We start from the raw sequence: 19,876 nt of genomic DNA, 5'->3' as shown, positions 1-19,876 counted from the left end.
GCACCGATGCCCTCGCGCTCGGCGGTGGCGAGCAGCATGGCCCGCAGGCCCGTGCGGAAGTCCCGGTCCACCTCGACGGCCGGCGGGTCCGCGCTGAGTCGCTGCCCGATCGCGACGAGCGCGGTGAGCTGGTCGTCGGCCCGGGACCGGACGTGGTGTCGTCGGCCGCCGTTGGCTTCGTCGAGAAGCTGCGCGAAGCGCTCGGCGCGCCGACGGGAGAAGAGGTCGCTGTCCACCGAAGGCACCTCCTCTCGCTGGTCACGGCCGGTCGGCCGCTGTCCTCAGCGACCGGTGACGGCGTGACACCACGGACGAAGGCCGTGGCTGGCGCGCCGCCGGACCTCGGGGGCCCGGGGAGGCCGGGCTACCACCGGTCGCACCCGGAGAAACGGTCCGCGCCGGGCATGGGTTACGGGGCCAGCGGGGGCGAAATCACGCAAAGTGATCGTCGTCACGACGTGAAAACGGCCCTGAGCTGCGAAAACCTCTATCGAAGCTCGCCAGTCCCGCCGGTGGGATCACGGTTGGAAGCCGTCGGGCAGCAGCCGTGCCAGCGCCCGCACCGCACGGTACTGGAGGGCCTTGATGGCGCCCTCGTTCTTGCCCATGGAGCGGGCCGTCTCGGCCACGGAGAAGCCCTGGAGAAAGCGGAGCACGATGCACTCCTGCTGCTCCGGGTTGAGCTGCTTGACGGCGCTGAGCAGCGCCACGTTGGTGATGTGCTCGACGACCGCCGCCTCCGGGCTGCCCTCCGGCCCCCGGTCCTCGCGGTCGGCGTCCAGCACGTCGCCGGTGGTGACCTCCAGCCGGTAGCGGCCGGACTTGAAATGGTCCGCCACCAGGTTGCGGGCGATGGTGACCAGCCACGCGCCGAGGTCACGGCCCTGCCAGGTGAAGCTGCCGATCCGCTTGAGCGCGCGCAGGAACGTGTCGGAGGTGAGGTCCTCGGCCAGTTGCCGGTTGCCGACCCGGAAGTAGACGAACCGGAAGACGGTGTCCACGTACCGGTCGTAGATCAGGCCGAACGCCTCGGACTCGCCGGCCTGGGCGCGCTCGACCAGCGCCCACACCTCGGTGGCCGGGTCGGACGGGTCCGGACGGCTCGGGTACCCGGTGGAGGTGATGGCGGGGGCGGCGGTCGCCGGCACCGCGGGCAGCACCGCCGTCTCCGTCGTCGACGGATCGGGCGCGGTCGGCGGCTCGGCCGTGCGACGGCCCTGCGCCGGCATGGTCGGGCGGGCCGGGACGGCGACCCGACCACCGATCGGCTTCGCGTTCCCGCCCGGCGTCGCCGGGCGCGGGGGTGGCTCGTTGTGGTGCGGCCGGTTGCGGATCCGGTTCGACCCGGACTCGCCCCGGACGGCGAGACCGCCCGTGTCCTCGGCCGGACCCCGGGCCGCGGGCCGTTCGTTGACCGAAGCGCGGGTCACCGGTCCGGTCAGGCCGACCGGCCGCTCCGCGTATCCGAAGGTGGTCACCGCGCCGCCTCCGACTCGGTCTCCGGTCGGCGCGTCGCCGCGTCCTGACCGGGTACGCCGCGGTCGGGCAGGGCTGGCTCGGGATGTGCCGACGGGCGGCAGATCCCCTTGAGGTGCTGGTCCAATGCGCTCACAGGCACGGGGGCCTCCTCGGGCTGAGGGGTGTCGACTCACGGCAAATTGGGTGAGCCGACCCGAGTGATGATAGGGCCAACGTCACCCACGCGTGGCAAGTCCGTTACACAGGGCGGAAGTATTTCCCGCCGCGTCGCACCGATGGCGGACCGGTTGTCCGTCGGGTGCGGTTGACTTTCGGATCTACCCATGGTCCGCAATGGAAGCCCTGGTCAGCGACGGAATGACGGCCGTCGCACGACCGCCGTGCGACGGTCCGGCACGGGGAATCGCCGGGCGTGTCACCGCCAGCCGGGCGTGTCACACCCGCGAGACACTTCCCGTCTCGTCGCCGTGCCACCGCCGTCCTCCCCACAGGACCGGCGGCGGCTGGCGGCGACGGTCCTGCGTCCCCCGGCCGTCGAGAGGCATGGCCGGCGGTGCCGCGCTGTGCCAGACTCAGCCACCGTGCAGGACGCAACCGACAGCTCCGCGACGAACCTCGCCGACCGGCTCGCCCGGGCGGCCGTCGCCCACGGCGACCGACCCGCGCTGCACTGGCGCGAACAGATTCTGAGCTGGTCGAAACTGGACGCCTCGGTGACCGCGGTCGCCCGGGCGCTCGCCGCCGCCGTCCCCGGCTCCGACGCGGACGGCCGCCCGTCCCGGGTCGCCGTCGCGCTACCCAACTCGCCGGACTTCGTGCTCGCCCTGCTCGGAACGCTGCGCGCCGGGCTGGTCGCCGTGCCGGTCAACCCCGGGTTCACCGCCCCCGAGCTGCGGCACGTGCTGGCCGACTCCGGCGCGTCCCTGCTGATCGGCACCGAGCGGGTCCGTGACCTCGTCGCCGACGTCGCCGCGGAACTGCCCGCGCTGACCGCCGTGCACACCGCACCGCCCGTCGCCGCCGGCGGGTCACCGGCCCCGGGCGGTGACGACGCGTTCCCGGTGCGGGGCGGAGACGATCTGGCGGTGCTGCTCTACACCTCCGGGACCGAGGGGCGGCCGAAGGGCGCGATGCTCTCGCACCGGGCGCTCGCGGCCAACCACGAGCAGGTGGGGCGGATCGACCCGCCGGTGGTGGGGCCCGACGACACCTTGCTGCTGGCGCTGCCGCTGTTCCACGCGTACGGGCTGAACTCGGGGCTCGGGGCGGTCGTCCACCATGGCGCGACCGGGGTGCTCGTCGACGACCTCGGCGCCGACGCCGGCCTCGCCGAGATCGCCCGGCACCGGGTCAGCGTGCTGGTCGGCGTACCGTCGATGGTGGCGGCCTGGTCCACGGCGGACGCCGACGCGCTGGCGACGGCGATGGCGTCGGTCCGGGTCGCGGTCTGCGGCGCGGCGCCGCTGGAGCCGGCCGTCGCGGCGCGCTTCACCGCGGTCACCGGCCGCCCGGTGCACGTCGGGTACGGCCTGACCGAGACCGCGCCGGTGCTCACCTCCACCCTGGTCGGCGGGGAGCCGAAGGCCGGCTCGATCGGCCGCCCGCTGCCCGGCGTCGAGCTGCGCCTGGTCGGCGCGGACGGGGCCGACCTGTGGCGCGACGGCGTCGCCGAGGCGGACGACGACGCCGACGAGCTGGACCTCTCCGACGTGGCCCCGGGCACCGACCCCGGTCAGATCGTGGTGCGGGGGGCGAACCTCTTCGCCGGCTACTGGCCGGACGGCCGGGGCGGCCCGGACGCCGACGGCTGGTGGGCCACCGGCGACGTGGCGTACGCCGACGCCGACGGCGACCTCTTCCTGGTGGACCGGATCGGCGAGCTGATCCTGGTCAACGGCTTCAACGTGTACCCGCACGAGGTCGAGCAGGTGCTCGGCGCCCACCCGGGCGTGGCCGAGTCGGCGGTACTGGGTGTGCCGCACCCGCGGACCGGCGAGACTGTCCGGGCGTACGTGGTGCCGGCGCAGGCGCGTCCGGTGACCGGCGAGGAACTGCTCGCCCACTGCGCCCGCAACCTGGCCCGGTTCAAGTGCCCGACCACCGTCGAGTTCGTCGACGAGTTGCCGCACTCGGCGATCGGCAAGGTACGCAAGACCCTGCTCCGGCCGGCGTCGTCCCCGGCGGCCCCGGCCCCGGCGCCGTCCCAGGCGCCGGACACCCGCCCGCCGGCACCGGCCGGCGCCCGCACGACGGAGGAGACCGATGCGTGAGCCTCGACTCACCCTGATCACCCGCCCCGGCTGCCACCTGTGCGAGGACGCGAAGGCGGCGATGGACCGGGTGGTGGCGGTCACCGGGGACCGGTGGCTCGAGAAGGACGTCACCGACGACGTCGAGCTGGAACGCGAGTACGGCGACCGGCTGCCCGTGGTGCTGCTCGACGGCAAGGAACACGGCTACTGGCGGGTGGAGGAGGAGCGGTTGCTGCGGGACCTGACCACCCCCCAGCTGTAGAGCCGTACCGCTATGGTGCGGCGATGAACGCTGCACACCCCCACCTGGTCTGGGACTGGAACGGCACCCTGCTCAACGACCTCAGCCTGGTGGTCGCCGCCACCAACGCGGCCTTCGCCAGCGTGGGTGGCCCGAGCGTGACCGCCGACGAGCACCGGGTCAGGTTCCGCCGGCCGATCGCCGACTACTACGCGGAGGTGCTCGGGCAGGCCGTCGACGAGGAGGCGTTCGGCCGACTCGACAAGATCTTCCACGACGCGTACCGGACCGGGCTCACCACCTGCGCGCTGGCGCACGACGCCCAGGTCGCCATGGCGGCGTGGCCGGGCAGCCAGTCCCTGCTCTCCATGTGGTTCCACGACGAGCTGGTGCCGACCGTGCACACGTACGGGCTGAGCGGGCACTTCGTCCGGGTGGACGGGCTGCGGGCCACGGTTGGCGGCGACCGCAAGGCCGAGTCGCTCCAGCGGCACCTGGCCGAGCTGGGCGTCGACGGCTCCGACGTGGTGCTGATCGGCGACTCCGTCGACGACGCCGACGCCGCCCTGTCCGTCGGCGGTCGCGCCGTCCTCTACACCGGCGGCTTCACCGACCCCGGCCGGCTGCGCGCCTCCGGGCACCCGGTCGCCGACACCCTCACCGAGGCGGTCACCCTCGCCCGCACCCTCCCCTGACCGCCCGCCCCGGCCTCCGGCCCTGGGCCCTGGGCCCCTGGGTTCTCCGGCGGTTGACCAAGAGGTTCGGGTCCGGGAGTCGGGTCTGATCGGGCGCAGACTTCCTGATCACCGAGCTGCCTCAGCTGCGAGGGGTGGGTGGGTCAGCTGCGGAGGTAGGTGAGGACGGCGAGGACCCGGCGGTGCTGCTCGGTGTCCGGCGGGAGCTTGAGTTTGGTGAAGATGTTCCGGACGTGCTTCTCGACGGCGCCGTCGGTGACCACCAGGGTCCTTGCGATGGCCGTGTTGGAGCGGCCCTCGGCCATCAGGGCGAGCACCTCGCGTTCGCGGGGGGTGAGCTCCCGCAGCGGTTCGTCGCGACGGCGTCTCGCGAAGAGCTGACCGACCACCTCGGGGTCGAGCACCGTGCCGCCGCCGGCCACCCGATCCAGCGCGTCGAGGAACTCGTCGATGGCGGCCACCCGGTCCTTGAGCAGGTAGCCGATCCCGCCCCCGCCGCCCCCGGTGGTGGCCAGCAGGTCGTCGGCGTACGACACCTCGACGTACTGGGAGAGGACCAGGATCGGGGTACGGGGAACCAGCCGCCGGGCCTCCACCGCCGCCCGCAGCCCCTCGTCGGTGTGCGACGGCGGCATCCGCACGTCGACGATCGACACGTCGGGCCGGTGGGTCACCACCGCCTCGACCAGCGCGTCGCCGTCGGCCACGGCGGCCACCACCTCGTACCCACGTTCGGTGAGCAGCCGTACCAGCCCCTCCCGGAGCAGCACGGCGTCGTCCGCGATCACGATCCGCATGGTGCTGTCTACCACGTCCGCCCGGTCCGGCTCCGCCGTGTCACAGCGGCAGCTCGGCGCGGATCTCGGTCGGTCCGCCGACCGGGCTGACCACGGAGAGCCGGCCGCCGACGGCGCGGACCCGGTCGGCGATGCCGACCAGCCCGTGCCCCTTGGCCAGGTGGGCGCCGCCCTGGCCGTCGTCGCCGATGCAGACCTCCAGCAGCTGGTCGTGCCGGGTCACGGTGACCAGGCACTCGGTCGCCCGGCTGTGCTTCGCGACGTTGGTCAGCGCCTCGGCCACGACGAAGTAGGCGGTGTTCTCCACCGCCGGATCCAGCCGGCCGGCCGGGCTGGCCAGCTCCGGGTCCACCCGCAGCTCGATCGGGATCAGGCCGCGCCCGGCGAGGGCCGCCAGAGCGCTGGGCAACCCCCGGTCGACCAGGACCGGCGGCGCGATGCCCCGGGACAGGGCGCGCAGCTCGGCCAGCGTCTCCCGGGTCTGGGTGACCGCCTCGTCCAGGGTCCGGCCGGCGGCCTCCGGGTCGGTGGCGAGCTGCTGGCGGGCCCGGCTGAGGTCCATGGCCAGCCGGACCAGGCGCTGCTGCGGGCCGTCATGGATGTCGCGCTCCAGCCGGCGCAGCGCGCTCGCCTCGGCCGAGACGGCGGCCCGCTTCTGCTCCTCCAGCACCGTGATCCGGTTGCGCATCTCGGCCACCCCGGTCAGCAGGGCGCGGCCGAAGCTGGCCTGGAGCAGCGCGCAGCCGCGGGCCACGATCGGCAGGGTGATCAGGAAGAACAGCCCGATGGCGGTGTGCAGCCCGATCCGGGCGATGGTCGAGTCGCCCAGGCCGAGGAGCTGGGCGAGGTCGCTGTCCTCCGGGCCCCGTGGCAGCGCCCAGTCGTACACCCAGTAGAGGGTGCCGGTGACGGCGCCGGCCCACCAGAGCAGCGTGACCACGAAGGTGATCACGGCCACGATCACCTTCAGCAGGCCGTGCGCCAGGTCGAGCCAGGACTGGGCGTCGCCCATCGGCACGAAGATCCGCCGCCAGGCGCTCGCCCCGGGTTCCGGGAGCCGGTACTGCGGGCGGATCCGGGACTGGCGCAGCACGGCGGGCAGGCGGAGCCGCTCGATGTCGGCGAGCCCCCGGGCGACGTAGAGGGTGCCGCTGAGGATGGGCAGGCCGATCACCGTCACCACCAGGCCGATCCCGACCGAGAGACCAACCACGAGGACCACGAAACTCGCCACCGCCAGCGGGAGGCCGAGCAGCACGTAGCCGGAGTCGAGGAAGAGCTGCCGGGAGATGCTCGGTGCCAGCGGGGGCTGGTCGGCGGTGGCGGGAACGGCGGTCATGCCCATGAGGCTAGGCAGCCGGCGGGCGACGATGAATCCCGTCGACCTGCCTTTCCGGCGTAGGGCTGGCCCTACCGGGACGATCGCCTGCGGGAGGTCGCCGCACGAGCCTGGAAGTCCCCAGGCCGCCTGCGGCGTCAGTGATGCGCGGCACGGGCGCGGGCCCGGGCAGGGGTTCCCGCCCTACGGTGACGTGGCCGAGCGGCGAGCCGGGCGCGTGCGATTGGTCAGAGAAGTCGTAATTGAGCAATAATCGCCGAGCGGCGCCGGCGGAGCCCGCTGGATCGATCTTGCGGAATGGAGGGCCTGGTGGAGCCGCGTCGCGAGCCGACAAGATCGCGATTTGTGCACGTCTTCACAAGCGCCTACTCTGTAATTCCGACGCGCCCTGCTAGCACAGCCGGCAATCTCGGTCGCCAGCGGGAGTCCCGAAACGACCGGCCGGTGGAGCCGGCAGAGGATCGCACCGCACGGAGTCTCATGAGTCAGCACCGTCACCCTGGCGCGCCCGGCCGCGCCGGTGCCGTACCGGCGCTCCCGGACCTGCCGGAGGCGACCGTCGCGCGGCTACCGGAATACCTCCGTGCCCTGCACAATCTCGCCGAAACCGGTCACGAGACCGTCTCCAGCGAGGGCCTGGCCAGCGCCGCCGGGGTCAACTCCGCCAAGCTCCGCAAGGATCTGTCCCACCTCGGCTCGTACGGCACCCGCGGGGTCGGCTACGACATCGCGCTCCTGGTCGACCAGATCGAGTCGGTGCTCGGGCTCACCCAGTGCCGCTCGGTCGCCCTGGTCGGGGTGGGTAATCTCGGTCACGCCCTGGCCGGCTACGACGGCTTCGCCAGTCGCGGGTTCCGCATCGCCGCGCTCCTCGACGCCGACCCGTCCCGGGTCGGCGAGGAGATCAACGGCCTGGTCGTCCGGCACATCGACGAGCTGCCCCGGGTCGCCGTGGAGGAGGCCATCGCCATCGGGGTGATCGCCACCCCCGCCCCGGCGGCCCAGGCGGTGGCCGACCAACTCGTCGCGGTCGGTGTGACGAGCATCCTGAACTTCGCGCCGTGCGTACTCTCGGTTCCGGAGGGGGTCGACGTGCGCAAGGTCGACCTCGCCATCGAGCTGCAGATCCTGTCCTTCCACGAGCACCGCAAGGCATCGCTGACCGCGCTGCCCGCCGCCGGCGGGTCCGCCCTCACCGCCCTGCCCGGCGGTCTCGCGGTCACCGACACCCAGGAGGCGATCGGCACGTGAAACTGCTCGTCGTCGGTGCGTCCTACCGCACCGCTCCCGTCGCCACGCTGGAGCAGCTCGCGGTCGCCCCCGCCGACCTCACCCGCATCCTCGACCGACTGGTCGCGCAGCCGTACGTCAGCGAGGCCGTGCTCGTCTCCACCTGCAACCGGGTGGAGGTCTACGCCGCCGTGTCCGGTTTCCACGGCGGCCTCGGCGACATCTGCGCCGTCCTTGCCGAGCACGCCGGTAGTCAGCCGGCCGCGCTCGCCAACCACCTCTACGTGCACTTCGACGCCGCCGCCGTGGACCACGTCTTCCGGGTCGCCACCGGGCTGGACTCGATGGTGGTGGGCGAGGCGCAGATCCTCGGCCAGCTCCGCGACGCGTACCACTGGGCGACCGGGACCGACAGCGCCGGCCGGCTGCTGCACGAGCTGATGCAGCAGGCGCTGCGGGTCGGCAAGCGGGCCCACGCGGAGACCAACATCGACCGCGCCGGTCAGAGCGTGGTGACCGCCGCGCTGGAGCTGGCCGCCGAGCACCTCGACGGCGACCTCGCCGGCCGGCCGGCGCTGGTGATCGGCGCGGGCGCGATGGGTTCGCTGGGCGTGGCGACGCTGTCCCGGCTGGGCGCCGGGCCGCTCACCGTGACCAACCGGGGCGCCGACCGGGCCGTCCGGCTGGCCGAGTCGTACGGGGCCGCCGCGGCCCCGATGGCCGAGCTGACCGCCACCCTCTCCACAGTGGACATCGTAGTGGCCGCCACGGCGGCCACCGAACCGGTCCTCACCCGCGACGTGGTCGTCCGGGCGCTCGCCGACCGCGACCCCGACCGGGGGCCGCTGGTCCTGCTCGACCTCGCCGTGCCGCGTGACGTGGAGGTGGGCGTCGCCGAGCTGCCCGGCGTCGAGGTGATCGACATCGACCGGATGGCGGCGCTGCTCGCCGACGGTCCCGCCGCCATCGACGCCGCCGCCGTCGAGCGGATCGTGCTCGGCGAGGTCGAGGGCTTCCTCACCTGGCTGCGCGGGGCGGACGTCGCGCCGACCGTGGCCGCCCTGCGCGGCCGCGCCGACGACGTGGTCACCGCCGAGCTGCGCCGGTTGGCCCAGCGCCGCCCCGACCTCAGCGACGACCAGCGCGCCGAGGTGGCGCGGACGGTGCACCGGGTGGTCCAGCGACTGCTGCACCAGCCCACCGTCAAGGTCCGTCAGCTCGCCGCGGAGCCCGGCGGCGACCAGTATGCCGCCCTGCTGCGGGAACTGTTCGACCTCCAGGTGCCGCAGACCTCCCCGGTCGACACCGTCCCCGACATCGTGGACATCGACGTGCCGCCGTCGGCCGGTCCCGCCGACGTCCCGCCCACCGGAGGTGAGCGATGAGTACCCCCCTGCGCCTCGGTACCCGGGGCAGTGCGCTGGCGATGGCCCAGTCCGGGCAGATCGCCGACGCGCTGACCGCCGCCACCGGCCGCCCGGTCGAGCTGGTCGAGGTGGTCACCGCCGGCGACCGCTCCTCCGCCCCGGTGCACCGCCTGGGCGTCGGCGTCTTCGTCTCCGCGCTGCGCGACGCGCTGGTCGCGCGCACCATCGACCTCGCGGTGCACTCCTACAAGGACCTGCCCACCGCGGCGGCGGCCGGGCTGCACATCGCCGCGGTGCCGCCCCGGCAGGACCCGCGCGACGCGCTGGTCGCCCGGGACGGCCGGACGCTCACCGAGCTGCCGGCCGGCGCCACCGTCGGCACCGGCGCGCTGCGCCGCATCGCCCAGCTGCACGCGCTCGGAATGCAGCTGGAGGTCACCCCGATCCGCGGCAACGTCGACACCCGCCTCGCGCGGGTGCTCGGCCCGGAGGCCGACCTGGACGCCGTCGTCCTGGCCCGGGCCGGGCTGGCCCGGCTGGGCCGGGCCGACGTGATCACCGAGACGCTCGACCCGATGCTGATGCTGCCCGCGCCCGCTCAGGGCGCGCTGGCGGTGGAGTGCCGGATCGACGACCCGGACCTGGTCGAGCTGCTCGCCGTCCTCGACCACGCACCGTCGCGCGCCGCGGTCACCGCGGAGCGGGCGTTGCTGGCCACCCTGGAGGCCGGATGCTCCGCTCCGGTCGCCGCCTACGCCGAACTCGCCGAGGGCGACGCCGGCGATGAGATCTACCTGCGCGGGGCGGTGATCAGCCCGGACGGCACCCGAGAGCTCCGGCTGTCCCGCACCGGAACGCCCGCCGACGCGGCGGAGATCGGCAAGGCACTCGCCGCCGAACTCCTCGACCTCGGCGCCGACTCGATCCTCGGCCAAGAAGGACACACCGGCCCGGGGACCCAGCAATTTGGGAGCACAGAATGACCCGCACCCGTAAGCCCGTAGGCCGCATCGCGTTCGTCGGGGCCGGCCCCGGCGACCCGGGCCTGCTGACCCGCCGGGCGCACGACGCCCTGGTCGACGCCGACCAGGTGGTGTACGACCGGGGAGTCCCCGAGTCGCTGCTCGATGCCGTCCGTGCTCAGGCGAAGGAAGACGCCCAGTTCAGCCCGGCGGAGGGTGCGCCGGGTGACGTGGCGAAGGTGCTGATCTCGGCGGCCCGTTCCGGGCTGAACGCGGTGCACCTGGTCGCCGGCGATCCGTTCGGGCACGACTCCGTGGTCAAGGAGGTGCAGGCGGTGGCGCGTACCGCCGCGCACTTCGAGGTGGTCCCGGGCGTCGGGCAGGCCGAGGGCGTGGCGACCTACGCGGGCGTGCCGCTGCCGGGCGTACGGACGGCGGCCGACGTCGAGGACGTCAGCACGCTGGACTTCGAGGCGCTGGCCGCGGCCGTCGGCCGGGGTTCGCTGGCCGTGGCCGTGGACGCCGGTGACCTCGCCGCGATCCGGGACGGCCTGCTCGCCGCCGGGGTCGACGGCGCCACCGGCGTCGGGGTGACCGGCGACGGCACCGGCGAGACCCAGTACACCACCACGTCGACCGTGGACTCCTTCGTCGCGGCGGCGCTCGGCTTCACCGGCCGGGTCGTGCTCACCGTCGGTGAGGGCGTCGGCCAGCGGGACAAGCTGAGCTGGTGGGAGAACCGGCCGCTGTACGGCTGGAAGGTGCTGGTGCCCCGCACCAAGGAGCAGGCCGGCGCGATGAGCGCGCGGCTGCGCGCGTACGGGGCGATCCCCTGCGAGGTGCCGACCATCGCGGTCGAGCCGCCGCGTACCCCGGCCCAAATGGAGCGGGCGGTCAAGGGCCTGGTCGACGGCCGGTACGCCTGGGTGATCTTCACCTCCGTCAACGCGGTGCGGGCGGTCTGGGAGAAGTTCGCCGAGCACGGCCTGGACGCCCGCCACTTCGGCGGCGTCAAGATCGCCTGCATCGGCGAGGCGACCGCCGACGCGGTCCGCGCCTTCGGCATCCAGCCCGAGCTGGTCCCGTCGGGGGAGCAGTCCTCCGAGGGGCTGCTGGCCGAGTTCTCGCCGCACGACGAGATCCTCGACCCGGTGGGCCGGGTGCTGCTGCCGCGCGCCGACATCGCCACCGAGACCCTCGCCGCCGGGCTCACCGAGCGCGGCTGGGAGGTCGACGACGTGACCGCGTACCGGACGGTCCGGGCGGCTCCGCCGCCCGCCGAGATCCGCGACGCGATCAAGTCGGGCGGGTTCGACGCGGTGCTCTTCACCTCCTCCTCCACGGTGCGCAATCTGGTCGGTATCGCGGGGAAGCCGCATGCGCGTACCGTTGTTGCAGTCATCGGGCCCAAGACGGCGGAGACCGCGACGGAGTTCGGCCTGCGGGTCGACGTCCAGCCGCCGCACGCCTCGGTCCCCGATCTGGTGGAGGCGCTCGCCGCCTACGCCGTCGAGCTGCGCGAGAAGCTCGCCGCCATGCCGGCCAAGCAGCGCCGCGGCTCGAAGGTGCAGGGGCCGACCGCCCTGAGGTTCCGCTGACAGGAGGCTCCCGTGCCGTACCCCGAGATCCGGCCCCGCCGGCTGCGTCGTAACGCGGCCGTGCGGCGGCTGGTCTCCGAGACCCGCGTCGACCCGGCCGAGCTGGTCGTGCCGATGTTCGTCAAGGAGGGGCTCACCGAGCCACGGGCCATCGCGTCGCTGCCGGGGGTGCTCCAGCACTCCCGGGACTCGCTGCGCAAGGCCGCCGTCGAGGCGGTCCAGGCCGGTGTGGGCGGCATCATGCTCTTCGGGGTGCCCACCGAGCGGGACGCGACCGGTTCCGGCGGGATCGACCCGGACGGCATCCTCAACGTGGCGATCCGCGACGTGGTCGCCGAGGTGGGTGACGCCACGGTGGTGATGAGCGACCTCTGCCTGGACGAGTTCACCTCCCACGGGCACTGCGGTCTGCTCACCCCCGACGGCGGCGTCGACAACGACGCCACCCTTGCCGCGTACGCCGAGATGGCGGTGGCCCAGGCCGCCGCCGGGGTCGGGGTGGTCGGGCCGTCCGGGATGATGGACGGCCAGGTCGGGGTGGTACGCCGGGCGCTCGACGCCGCGGGCCACCAGGACGTGGCCGTGCTGGCGTACGCCGCGAAGTACGCCTCGGCCTTCTACGGCCCGTTCCGGGACGCGGTGGAGTCGGCGCTGGAAGGCGACCGGCGCACCTACCAGCAGGACCCGGCGAACCTGCGGGAGTCGCTGCGCGAGGTCGAGTTGGACGTCGCCGAGGGCGCCGACATGGTGATGGTCAAGCCCGCGCTGCCGTACCTCGACGTGGTCGCGGCGGTCCGCGCGGCGGTCGACGTCCCGGTCGCCGCCTACCAGGTCTCCGGCGAGTACGCGATGGTCGAGGCGGCCGCCGCGAACGGCTGGATCGATCGGGAGCGGGTGATGCTGGAGACGCTCACCTCGATCCGCCGGGCCGGCGCCCAGATCATCCTCACCTACTGGGCGGTCGAGGCCGCCCAACTGCTGCGCCAGCGCTACTGAGCGGCGGCGCTGCCGATCCGCACCCAGGACACCCGGTAGACCCGCGCGCTGCCGGCCGGCACCTGCACCCGATCCGCACCGTGCGCCGATAGTCCCGCCAGGCCCAGCCGACGACGGTGCCGAGCCGGTGCTTGTCGGGGTCACCAGTTCTCCGACTGTCTCGTCGGCAAGCACTACTTTCCATGACACGCTCGCCTCCTACCTGCTCCCGGGCACGCTGCCGCTGCCGCTGCTGCCCCTGCCCCTGGCATGCGGGTGGCGTCGTGAATCGGCAACCGATACCCCAGCTGGCCTTCCGACTCCAACTGCCGGGCGTAGGCGATGGCCACGGACCTGCCGTCGCGAGACACCGGACGAGACCACCGGATGAGACACCGGGGGCCGACGTTCCGCCGCGCGTCGGGTGGCCCGAGCGGTGGCACAGGAGACCGGCGCAGCGTTCAAGGCGTTCGCGATGAGTAATCAATCCGCCTGCTCCCCCCCTCGCCTCTCGCACGCTTTGCTCTGCACCCACCGGCGCACCAGCTACGGATAGTCACCGGTGCGCATGTGGGTGCAGAGCAAAGGGGGCCGAGCGGGTTGGTGGCTAGGGCAGGGACTTGGAGACAGGGCCCAGCTCAGAGGCTTGGGCGGCCGGGCCGGTGCGGCTGCGTGGCTTCGGCTGCCGTCACCATGATTACCAGTAGTAACTTTCCGCCCGTCGTCGCTTGCTGTCACTCACCGCGACGAGCGGTCGTCGGTGTTATCCACGGCGAGTTGGTTGTCCACAGGCGGAGCGGACGGGATTGCGAGCCGCCGGTGGGAATCGGGACGGTAGCGCAATGACGGACGTTCCTGCCGTGTCCGAGACCGACGAGCCCCTCCGCGATGAACCCCTTCCGCACGAGCCCTCTCCCGAGGAACCGTGCCCGCACGTGCCGTGTCCGGATGAGCCGTGTCCGCGCGAGCCGCGTCCGAAGGAGCCGTGTCCGCACGAGCCGTGTCCGGAGGAGTCGTGGCCGCGCGGGTCCGACCAGTCCGGACTCGCGGGGGGCGAGCGGGCGTCGGGCGGTGCGCTGTCGGACCCCCAGCCGGGGTGCCGACGAACCTGTCCTGCTGACCGAGCCGTTCGACATCCCGTGGCCCGCCGCCTGCATCGTACGGGCGGTCCGTCGCCGCGCCGACCTCAGCCAGCGCGAGCTGGCCCGGTGGGCTGGCGTGCACCACGCCACCGTGGGGCGGATCGAGGCGGGCCGGATGGTCCCGAGCATCCTGCTGTTGCGTCGCATCATCGGGGTCGCCGGCTTCCGGCTGGCCGTCGTCGACGAGTTCGGTCAGGTGCTGAAGCCGATGCGGGACCGGGAGGACACCCGGGACGGCGCCGAGCGCCGCTACCCGTCGCACCTGGACACGATTTTGGATCCGGAGCCGGGGGAGTGGTGGGCGGACGTCTACGGGCTGGCGCGCCCGCCGGAGACCTTCCACCGCAACCGTGCCGTCCGGGACGCGATGCGCCGGCGCAGCCAGTGGGAGGTGCGGGTCGCCGAGCACCGGAACGTTCCTCCGCCACCGCGCGTTCACCGGTTCGACTGATGGCCGCCAGACGTGCGGCCCGACCGGCGGGACAGTCACAGTTCGGCCTGCGGGTCGACGTCCAGCCGCCGCACGCCTCGCTCCCGCCCGACAACGACGACGGCCCGCCGCCCAGGTTCGCCTGGGTGACGGGCCGTTGCCGTTGCCGTTGCCGTTGCTGTTGTGCCGTTGCTGGGTCGGGTCGGGTGGGTCAGTCGTCGTTGGCGATGGTGCCGACCGCGAGCGGGTCGGTCGGGCGCAGCCCCGGCACGCCCGCCACCAGCAGGGTCACCTGCTCGTCCGCCTCCGGCTTCCGGTCACCGCGTACGGTCACCGGGAAGGCCAGGGAGGTCTGCCCGGCCGCGAGGGTGCGGCAGCCGACGTACGGGTCGTAGTCGGCGCCGGTCTGCGCCGTGGTGCCGTACGTGGCGGCGCAGATCATGGCCGGCTGGGACAGCGGGCGGGAGACGCTGACCGTGAAGGTCAGCGGGCGGGTGCCCTGGTCGCCCTCGGCCACCGAGACGTCCCCGACGCTCAGTGACGCCCGGGAGCGGAAGCGGGCGACCTGCGGGTCGTGGTCGCTGGAGCCCCGCGAGCCGTCCGCGGCGTGCTCCGCCGGCCAGTCCGCGTTGATGTGCGCGGCCCGCACCTGGACCAGGTCCTTGCGGAAGGCCTCGTTGACGAAGAGGTGGTCCAGCGTCTGGGCGTGCCCCTCGAAGCTGTACGAGTAGGCGGCGGAGGGCACCTCGGCGACCAGGGTGTCCCAGAGGTTGTGCAGGCCCGACTCGTACAGCGGCGCGAGCTGGTCCGAGGGGGTCGGAGCGTCGGCCGTGGCGATCGGGTCGTCCGGGCGGGGGAAGACGTTCAGGTCCCCGCCGTAGACCACCCGCGCCTGCGGGTCCGACGCCTCGATCGCGGTGACGATCGCCGCCCCGTACGCGGCCTGCTCGCGGCGCTGCCCGACGCGGCTGTCCGGCCCCGACGAGTAGTGGTTGCTCGCCGCCCAGAGGGTGAAGCGCTCGGCCGAGCCGGGTGCCGCCGCGACGCTGAACTTCCCGAGCTGCGGGGCGCGGGTGAAGACGTTGTTGCCGTCCTTGCCGGTCGACGTGTCGACGTCTGCCGGCAGCACGGCGTTCAGCGCCTTCGGGTTCTGCACGTCCGCGTTGCCCGGCAGTCCGGCCCCCCGGTACTGCACCGTCGGCGCCGAGCCCAGCAGCGGGTCGCCGGCGGTGGCCTCGGCCAGCGCCACCCGGTCGGTGCGGTAGAGGAACGCCGCCGTGATGCCCCGCGCGTCCGCGCCGCTCCGGTCGTAGGCGGCCGCGTAGGCGGGGCCGCCGGCGGCGGCGACGGTCAGGGCCAGCTCCTGCAGGGTGTCCGGTGCGCCGTCGGCGTTGTCGGTGCTGCCGCAGACCAGCTCCGTCCCCGAGATCGCGCAGATGTCCTGGTCCTCGGCCTCCTGCACCAGGATCAGGTCGGGGGAGTGCAGGTCGGTGGTGATCTGGTCGGCGAGCGCGGCGAGCTGCTCGCGGTACTCCTGCTCGCTGCCCGGCACGTAGTCGAACGGCGGCCGGACCCCGGTGCAGCCGGCGTTGCCGGTGAAGTCGCAGCCGTCGAACGGGTCGTCGCGGAAGTCGTACAGGTTCTCCACGTTGTAGGTCGCGACCGCAACCTCCTCCGACCGGTTCGCCGGCTGCGGCGGGTTGTTCTTCGACGGGTCGGCCCCGGCGGCGAACTCGGCCGCCTCGACCTGCACGCCGTACTTCTCGAAGGAGTAGTAGAGGCCGCCGACCGCGTCGGCGCTCAGCGTGTCGAAGGTGTGTGCCGGCGGCAGCAGCGCGGTGCTGTCCCCGGTGCGGCCCTTGACGCCCATGCTGCCCAGGAGGATCCGCTGGCCGTTGCCGTCGTCGAAGCGGCGGGTCGGGTCGTTGTCCAACGGGTGGGAGTCCCGGAACACTCGCCGGGCGTACGGGTCGGCCCGGTCCAGCAGGGGGTCGTCCCGGTCGATCACGAAAATCTCGGCGTCGGCGGTGGCGCCGAAGACGTTCCGTCCGCTCACCGCGCCGCTGCCGGCACGGACCCGCAGCCGGGCGCCCTCGTGCCGCTCCCAGAAGCGCTCGGCGTCGGCCAGCTCGACCGGCGGCACCGCGTCGGTGACCTCGACCTCGGTGTTCACGTCGACGCCGGAGGCGACCTTGGTGACCAGCGAGGCGCCGGAGAGCTGAGTGAAGTTGAAGTACTCGGACACCCGGGCCCGGAGCACCACCTCGTCGCCGACGGTCGGCACGTAGCCGCCGATCAGGGAGGTGAACGAACCCATGAAGACGAAGATGCCGTCGGAGCTGGTCGGGTCGCCGTCGGTGGCGCCCTGGCGGCTCTGCAGGAAGAAGCCGCGCTGCTCACGCCCGGACGATTCGCGGGCCAGCGTGAGCTGGGTGATCACGCCTCGGACGTCGTGCAGGGTGCTGCTGGTGCCGTTGCCGGTGGCCGGCGCGAGCGGGGACCGGTCGGCCGGGCCGGACTCGGCGTCGGCGGTCGGCCCCTGCACCTCGCCCACCGTCAGCTCCCGGGTGACCTGGACGGCCAGGGTGCAGGTCGCGGTGCCGCCGTCGGCGTCAGTCGCGGTCAGCCCGACGGTGTACGCCCCGGCGGCCAGGTCGCCGCTCGCGGTGATGGTGGCGGTGGCGGTGCCGCCGGCCGTGTCGGCCGGCGTGAGGGCGGTACGGCTGATCGAGCCGGTGGACGGCGCCGGGGTGACCGAGGTGACCGCCAGCTCGACGATCCGGTCGTCGGCGTCGGTGGCCGTGACCTCCCGGGTCGCCGCCGTGCCGGCCGGGGTGACCAGCGCCGGGCCGCAGTTCAGGGTGGCCGGTGCGTCGACCGGGCCGCCCCCGTCGACGGTGTGCGCGCCGAGCCCGTCGAAGGTGTCGACCGCGAAGCCGGCCCACTGGGCGGCCGGGTCGAACGCGTCGGCCGGGTCGACGTCGCCGGTGGTCACGCCGCCCGACCGGCGCAGGGTGTTGTCGGCGGTGCTGGTGACGCCGGTGCCCCACTCGGTGCCCGGGTCCACGCCGACCTGGCCGATGGAGTCGAGCACGGCGCCGCCCCGGCGCAGCACGATCGCGTCGTCGCCGTTGAACAGGCTCGCGCCGGTGGTCTGGTCGGCCTGGGCGAGGATCGCCGGCGCGGCCGAGGCGGCGGCGAGGACGAAGACGTCGCCGGCCGCGACGGTGCCGGTCAGCGCGAGGTTCGTCGCCGTGGTGGAGCCGTTGAAGTGCAGCTGGAGCTGGTAACCACCGGCGGCCAGGTCGACTGCCGCGCCGGTGCCGTTGAACAGCTCGATCGCCTTGTTGTTCGACGAGCCTTCGACGTACTCCGAGATGAACAGGTCGGTGGGCGCGGCGCTGGCCGCGGTGGGTGCGACGCCGATGGCCGTGGTGGTGACGGCGGCGGCGGTCGCGAGCGCGGCGATTGTGCGGCGCGGGCGCATGGGGCCTCCACGATGGGTGGGCAGGATCTAACGCACGTTAAGGGGCACTGCTGTCCACCGTCCATCCCCCACCGGACAGTTTCGTGAACTCTCCGGTCAGCGTCCGTTGTCGAGCCGGTGCACCAGCTCGGCCACGTCGACGCTGTATTCGCACCACTCGCGGTCGGGGCGGTAGCCCAGCTCCGCGTTGACCTTGAGCATCGCCTCGTTGGCCTGGGCGTTCCAGGTCTGCACCTCGGCCAGTTCCGGCTCCGCCGAGCGGAGCTCCAGCAGCATCCGCGCCTTGATCGCCCGGTCGATGCCGTAGCCGCGGTGGTCCTGGACGACGATGGTGTCGTACTGGTCGGCGCGGGTGGGGTGCTGGGCCGGCACCACCACCTCGGTCAGGCCGGCCACCTCCCCGGTCTGCTCGTGCAGGGCGAGCACGATGTAGGGCTTCATGCCCCGTCGGTGCAGGCAGTTCAGGCTGTCCCGGAGCCGCTCCGAGTCGTACGAGCTGGGGCGCAGCTCACCGTCGTCGACGTCGCGCACCTCGGCCTTGGCCCGCGCGTACGCCTCGATCAGCTCGTCGGGCGGGCCGCCGGGGCAGAACTCCAGGTGGTAGCCCGCGCCGATGCCGGTGGCCATCTGGGCCAGCTCGGCCCAGTCGACCCCGGACAGGTCGAGCACGCTGCGGGTCTCGACGTACTCCCTGGTGAAGCCGAGCGACTCGTAGAAGGCGACGGCCGGGGTGTCGCCGACCACCTCCACGCCGATCGACCGGAAGCCCTCCTGGTAGACCCGGCGGGCGGCCAGCATGACCAGGTCGCGGCCGAGCCCGGTGCGCCGCACCGCGGGGTGCACCAGCACCTCCAGCACGCCGATGTCCCCGAGCAGCAGCACGTGCACCTGCCCGAGGATCGCCCCCGGCGTCCCGTTGGCGGCCGGCTCGGCCTGGGCGACCCAGGAGATCCGCCGTTCGCCGGGCATCACCTCGGCGAGGTATTCCCGCAGGGAATTCTTTCGCCAGGGCGGATCCTGCGGCAGATCAGCCGCCAGGACCGCGTTCAACGTGTCCAGCAGCGACGCGATCTCGGCGGACGACGCGTTCCTGGGGTCCCACTCGCGCACCATCACCCGTCTAGCTTGCCGTCAACCGCTGCTCGGGGGAAGTGTCCAGTTCTCCAATGTATGCGGACGATCACTTCACGTGCGGCTGGCCTGTCCGTACCGGTTGGCGGTGTCGAAGACGTCCTGGGCGTACCGGCGGACGTCGTTGTACGACAAAATCGCGTTCCACCAGTCGGCCGCGATGGTCAGGTTCCGGCCGCCCTTGCAGAGGTAGTTGCCGGCGGCGAGGGCGGCGTCGTCGAGGTCGTGCGGGTCCTTGACGCCGTCGTTGTCGGCGTCGGCGCCGATCTCCTGCCAGGTGGTGGGGATGAACTGCATCGGCCCGATGGCCCGGTCGAGGGTGGTGTCCTTGTCCAGCAGGCCCCGGTCGGTGTCCGGGATCCGCATCCGGCCGCCCTGCCCGTCCAGCGGCAGACCGATGATCTCGGGCAGCGCCTTGCCGTTCACGCCGAGCCGGGCGTTGTTGGCCTGCCCGTGCCCGGATTCGACGAACCCGATGGCGGCGAGGGTGGTCCAGCTCAGGCCGCAGCTGCGGTTGGTCTGGGCGAGTACCAGCTCGGCGTAGCCGTACGCCTGCATGGCCACCGGCGAGATGCCGACCTTCGGCCCGACCTGCGCGGCCCAGCCGGCGAGCACGTCCGACGGTCGCCCGCTGCCGACGCCGACGGCGGGCCCGGTGGGCAGCGTGCCGGCCGGCGGGAGCGTCCCGTTGGGCAGCGGCGTCCCGCCGGGCAGCGGCCCCTGCGGCGCGACGGTCGGTGCGGAGGTGGCG

The 19,876-nt window shown here is 73.4% G+C and carries 16 protein-coding genes and 1 pseudogene; 9 read left to right on the top strand and 8 right to left on the bottom strand.

Annotation, left to right across the window (positions count from 1 at the left end):
- The 3 genes and pseudogenes from NCC78_RS12635 to NCC78_RS12625 all read right to left on the bottom strand — a co-directional run.
- A pseudogene (locus NCC78_RS12635) lies at nucleotides 1-236 on the bottom strand (DUF5667 domain-containing protein); the annotation flags it as partial.
- Between the two features lie 282 nt (nucleotides 237-518).
- Nucleotides 519-1,478: an ECF subfamily RNA polymerase sigma factor, BldN family gene (locus NCC78_RS12630; RefSeq protein WP_250794622.1), complete on the bottom strand. Its 960-nt coding sequence runs from the start codon at nucleotides 1,476-1,478 to the stop codon at nucleotides 519-521.
- Nucleotides 1,475-1,618: a hypothetical protein gene (locus NCC78_RS12625; RefSeq protein WP_250794620.1), complete on the bottom strand. Its 144-nt coding sequence runs from the start codon at nucleotides 1,616-1,618 to the stop codon at nucleotides 1,475-1,477. The genes NCC78_RS12630 and NCC78_RS12625 overlap by 4 nt, the downstream gene beginning before the upstream one ends.
- A gap of 442 nt (nucleotides 1,619-2,060) precedes the next feature.
- On the opposite strand from NCC78_RS12625, the gene NCC78_RS12620 reads away from it, so the two are divergent.
- Genes NCC78_RS12620 through NCC78_RS12610 form a run of 3 tightly spaced genes read left to right on the top strand, consistent with a single transcriptional unit; the run spans nucleotide 2,061 to nucleotide 4,667 of the window.
- Nucleotides 2,061-3,749 carry an AMP-binding protein gene (locus NCC78_RS12620; protein WP_250794618.1) on the top strand — a complete coding sequence of 563 codons (1,689 nt, stop codon included), beginning with the start codon at nucleotides 2,061-2,063 and terminating at the stop codon, nucleotides 3,747-3,749.
- Nucleotides 3,742-3,993, top strand: coding sequence for a glutaredoxin family protein (locus tag NCC78_RS12615; RefSeq protein ID WP_250794616.1), 252 nt, complete (start codon nucleotides 3,742-3,744; stop codon nucleotides 3,991-3,993). Before NCC78_RS12620 ends, NCC78_RS12615 begins: the two co-directional genes overlap by 8 nt.
- A 23-nt stretch (nucleotides 3,994-4,016) precedes the next feature.
- Entirely contained in the window at nucleotides 4,017-4,667 is a 651-nt protein-coding gene (locus NCC78_RS12610) for an HAD family hydrolase (RefSeq protein WP_250794614.1), read from the top strand.
- Between the two features lie 143 nt (nucleotides 4,668-4,810).
- Here NCC78_RS12610 and NCC78_RS12605 read toward each other — a convergent pair whose 3' ends face one another.
- Nucleotides 4,811-5,464, bottom strand: coding sequence for a response regulator (locus NCC78_RS12605; protein WP_250794626.1), 654 nt, complete (start codon nucleotides 5,462-5,464; stop codon nucleotides 4,811-4,813).
- A gap of 40 nt (nucleotides 5,465-5,504) precedes the next feature.
- Nucleotides 5,505-6,803 carry a sensor histidine kinase gene (locus tag NCC78_RS12600; protein ID WP_250794613.1) on the bottom strand — a complete coding sequence of 433 codons (1,299 nt, stop codon included), beginning with the start codon at nucleotides 6,801-6,803 and terminating at the stop codon, nucleotides 5,505-5,507.
- A gap of 480 nt (nucleotides 6,804-7,283) precedes the next feature.
- Between NCC78_RS12600 and NCC78_RS12595 the strand changes: the two genes are divergently transcribed.
- From NCC78_RS12595 to NCC78_RS12570, 6 genes are all read left to right on the top strand, one after another.
- Complete coding sequence (locus NCC78_RS12595; RefSeq protein ID WP_250794611.1) at nucleotides 7,284-8,054, top strand: redox-sensing transcriptional repressor Rex; 771 nt, start codon at nucleotides 7,284-7,286, stop codon at nucleotides 8,052-8,054.
- Nucleotides 8,051-9,418: a glutamyl-tRNA reductase gene (locus NCC78_RS12590; RefSeq protein WP_250794609.1), complete on the top strand. Its 1,368-nt coding sequence runs from the start codon at nucleotides 8,051-8,053 to the stop codon at nucleotides 9,416-9,418. The genes NCC78_RS12595 and NCC78_RS12590 overlap by 4 nt, the downstream gene beginning before the upstream one ends.
- A complete protein-coding gene (gene hemC / locus NCC78_RS12585) occupies nucleotides 9,415-10,383 on the top strand; it encodes a hydroxymethylbilane synthase (RefSeq protein ID WP_250794607.1) in 969 nt (322 codons plus the stop codon). Before NCC78_RS12590 ends, hemC begins: the two co-directional genes overlap by 4 nt.
- The gene (locus NCC78_RS12580) at nucleotides 10,380-11,960 is read left to right on the top strand and encodes a bifunctional uroporphyrinogen-III C-methyltransferase/uroporphyrinogen-III synthase (RefSeq protein ID WP_250794605.1); all 1,581 of its coding nucleotides are present in this window, start codon (nucleotides 10,380-10,382) and stop codon (nucleotides 11,958-11,960) included. The genes hemC and NCC78_RS12580 overlap by 4 nt, the downstream gene beginning before the upstream one ends.
- Nucleotides 11,961-11,972: 12 nt before the next feature.
- Complete coding sequence (gene hemB / locus NCC78_RS12575) at nucleotides 11,973-12,956, top strand: porphobilinogen synthase (protein WP_250794603.1); 984 nt, start codon at nucleotides 11,973-11,975, stop codon at nucleotides 12,954-12,956.
- Between the two features lie 1,050 nt (nucleotides 12,957-14,006).
- Nucleotides 14,007-14,528 carry a helix-turn-helix transcriptional regulator gene (locus NCC78_RS12570; protein ID WP_250794601.1) on the top strand — a complete coding sequence of 174 codons (522 nt, stop codon included), beginning with the start codon at nucleotides 14,007-14,009 and terminating at the stop codon, nucleotides 14,526-14,528.
- 190 nt (nucleotides 14,529-14,718) lie between these two features.
- Here NCC78_RS12570 and NCC78_RS12565 read toward each other — a convergent pair whose 3' ends face one another.
- The 3 genes from NCC78_RS12565 to NCC78_RS12555 all read right to left on the bottom strand — a co-directional run.
- Complete coding sequence (locus NCC78_RS12565) at nucleotides 14,719-17,994, bottom strand: lamin tail domain-containing protein (protein ID WP_250794599.1); 3,276 nt, start codon at nucleotides 17,992-17,994, stop codon at nucleotides 14,719-14,721.
- Between the two features lie 96 nt (nucleotides 17,995-18,090).
- Entirely contained in the window at nucleotides 18,091-19,107 is a 1,017-nt protein-coding gene (locus NCC78_RS12560) for a GNAT family N-acetyltransferase (protein ID WP_250794624.1), read from the bottom strand.
- 72 nt (nucleotides 19,108-19,179) lie between these two features.
- A partial coding sequence (locus tag NCC78_RS12555; protein WP_250794597.1) for a lytic transglycosylase domain-containing protein occupies nucleotides 19,180-19,876 on the bottom strand: 697 nt, incomplete at its 5' end.

It is taken from the genome of Micromonospora phytophila (genome assembly GCF_023656545.1).
In the GTDB taxonomy this organism is placed as follows: Bacteria; Actinomycetota; Actinomycetes; order Mycobacteriales; family Micromonosporaceae; genus Micromonospora; species Micromonospora phytophila.
Note: the sequence above shows the minus strand (reverse complement) of the source record. Positions and strands in the feature narration are given on the sequence as shown.

Bases quoted from the DNA above. Each gene is read 5' to 3' on its own strand.
- NCC78_RS12605 (WP_250794626.1), bottom strand. From the start codon at position 5,464: ATGCGGATCGTGATCGCGGACGACGCCGTGCTGCTCCGGGAGGGGCTG.
- NCC78_RS12610 (WP_250794614.1), top strand. From the start codon at position 4,017: ATGAACGCTGCACACCCCCACCTGGTCTGGGACTGGAACGGCACCCTG.
- NCC78_RS12600 (WP_250794613.1), bottom strand. From the start codon at position 6,803: ATGACCGCCGTTCCCGCCACCGCCGACCAGCCCCCGCTGGCACCGAGC.
- NCC78_RS12595 (WP_250794611.1), top strand. From the start codon at position 7,284: ATGAGTCAGCACCGTCACCCTGGCGCGCCCGGCCGCGCCGGTGCCGTA.
- NCC78_RS12565 (WP_250794599.1), bottom strand. From the start codon at position 17,994: ATGCGCCCGCGCCGCACAATCGCCGCGCTCGCGACCGCCGCCGCCGTC.
- NCC78_RS12560 (WP_250794624.1), bottom strand. From the start codon at position 19,107: ATGGTGCGCGAGTGGGACCCCAGGAACGCGTCGTCCGCCGAGATCGCG.
- hemC (WP_250794607.1), top strand. From the start codon at position 9,415: ATGAGTACCCCCCTGCGCCTCGGTACCCGGGGCAGTGCGCTGGCGATG.
- NCC78_RS12580 (WP_250794605.1), top strand. From the start codon at position 10,380: ATGACCCGCACCCGTAAGCCCGTAGGCCGCATCGCGTTCGTCGGGGCC.
- NCC78_RS12615 (WP_250794616.1), top strand. From the start codon at position 3,742: ATGCGTGAGCCTCGACTCACCCTGATCACCCGCCCCGGCTGCCACCTG.